The 1,051-nt window shown below is 79.9% G+C and carries 1 protein-coding gene; it reads left to right on the top strand.

What is annotated here, in order from left to right:
• Positions 1–572 precede the first annotated feature (572 nt).
• Positions 573–1,051 (top strand): TerD family protein (locus AAHZ94_RS34480; protein ID WP_349997615.1); only part of this gene is annotated, 479 nt, incomplete at its 3' end.

The raw sequence follows: 1,051 nt of genomic DNA, 5'->3' as shown, positions 1-1,051 counted from the left end.
GCGCTGCGCGGCGGGCCGGCGGCGCGGGGGCCGGCGGCCCGCCCCGGCCGCCGCGGGGCGGCGCGGGGGGGGGGGGGCGGGGCGGCGCCGCCCCCCCCCCCCCCCCCCCCCCCCCCCCGGCCCGTACGTCGTCCGCGCCCCGGTACGCCGCCGGTCGCTCCCGCAGCCAACCGGGTACGGGTGCGGCCGGGCGAGGACGGCACGCGCCCGGCTGCGCTACGGGGCCGAGGACCACCCGTTCGCAGGGCACACGAGACCGGGCGCGACGGCGCGCGGCACTGCGGGACGGCGGACTCACGAGGTCGGGCGGGCGCGGTGGGCGGGTGCGGTGGGCGGTTGGAACACCCGGCCCGGCCCGTGCGTTGCCCACAGGGCGCGCGGAACGACCGGGCGCGGCGGGCCGCGGTCCGGCTCGGGGTACGGCGATGTGCGGCAGCGGCGGCACGGGACAGCGGGAGCACGGGGCGGGGCGGATGCATCGCGGGGCAGGAGCATCGCGGGGCAGCGGCGGTGTGGGGTGCGGGCAGGGGCCGGGCGGGGCCGGCGCGGGAGTCGACGGAAGCAGGGATGCCATGCACGAGTTGGTTCCGGGCGCCAACCAGGCGCTGCCTGCGGGGGCGCTGGTCATCCGGGTGGCCGGCCCGTTCGACGTATCGGCGCTGATCACCGACGAGGATGGGAAGGTCGCCGGCGACGCCGACTTCGTCTTCTTCAACCAGCCGTCGGCACCGGGCGCCCGGCTCACCGGCGCCATGCTCACGCTCCAACCCCAGCAACTGCGCCCCGGGGCCAGCCGGGTCACGGTCGTGCTCAGCCCCGCCGAGCCCGGCACCAGGCGCGGCACGCTGCCCGCCGCCACTCTGGAGGTGGCGCTGGCCGCGGGCCCGACCCTGGTGCGCTTCACCCCACCGCGCCCGGACCGGGAGACGGTCCTGCTGTTGGCCGAGGTCTATCGGCGGGGCGCGCAGTGGAAGGTCCGCGCGTTGGGCCAGGGGTACGCGGAGGGGTTGGCCGGCGTGGCCCGTGACTTCGGCGTCGGGCGCGTAGGCCC

Origin of the sequence: Streptomyces sp. HSW2009 (assembly GCF_040240285.1) — a bacterium.
Taxonomy (GTDB): Bacteria; Actinomycetota; Actinomycetes; order Streptomycetales; family Streptomycetaceae; genus Streptomyces.
Note: the sequence above shows the minus strand (reverse complement) of the source record. Positions and strands in the feature narration are given on the sequence as shown.